An 805-nucleotide genomic window follows, 5' to 3' on the forward strand; every position below is an offset into this window, starting at 1 on the left:
CAGCATGAAGCCCGAGGAGTTCACCGACATCACCTACGAGGTCGACAACGGCCTCGCGTGGATCACCATCAACCGGCCCGACCGGTACAACGCCTTCCGCGCGCGCACGGTGGACGAGCTCGTCCTCGCCTTCAAGTTCGCCTGGGCGGACGACGAGGTCGGCGTCATCGCCCTCACCGGCGCCGGCGAGAAGGCGTTCTGCTCCGGCGGCGACCAGAAACAGCGCATGGAGTCCGGCGACTACGGTCCCTCGGAGTCCGGCCTGTTCGAGGTCGAGTCGCTGCACCGGGTCATCCGCGACGTGCCCAAGCCCGTCGTCGCCGCGGTCAACGGCATCGCCATCGGCGGCGGCCACGTGCTCCACGTCCTCGCCGACCTGACCATCGCCGCCGACACCGCCACGTTCGGCCAGAACGGGCCCAAGGTCGGCTCGTTCGACGCCGGACTCGGCTCCGGCTACCTCGCCCGCGTCATCGGGGAGAAGCGCGCCCGCGAGATCTGGTTCATGCTGCGCCGGCTCTCCGCCCAGGAGGCCCTGGAGTGGGGCCTGGTCAACAAGGTCGTCCCCGCCGCGGAGCTCAAGAGCGCCGTCCGCGAGTGGGCCGACACCATGAACACCTACTCCCCCACCGCGCTCAAGGTGCTCAAGCAGTCCTTCAACACCGACACCGAGCACCTGATCAGCATCGGCAACCTCGCCTACACCACGCTCAAGCTCTTCGGCGAGACGGACGAGGCCAAGGAGGGCATCACCGCCTTCAACGAGAAGCGGCAGCCCGACTTCGGCAGCTACCGCACCCACTGA

1 protein-coding gene is annotated in these 805 nt (G+C 68.3%); it reads left to right on the forward strand.

The annotated features are described in order from the left end of the window. A partial coding sequence (locus H5J29_RS34135; RefSeq protein WP_446686512.1) for an enoyl-CoA hydratase-related protein occupies positions 1 to 805 on the forward strand: 805 nt, incomplete at its 5' end.

The sequence above is a fragment of the Pseudonocardia pini genome, assembly GCF_013870575.1.
In the GTDB taxonomy this organism is placed as follows: Bacteria; Actinomycetota; Actinomycetes; order Mycobacteriales; family Pseudonocardiaceae; genus Pseudonocardia; species Pseudonocardia pini.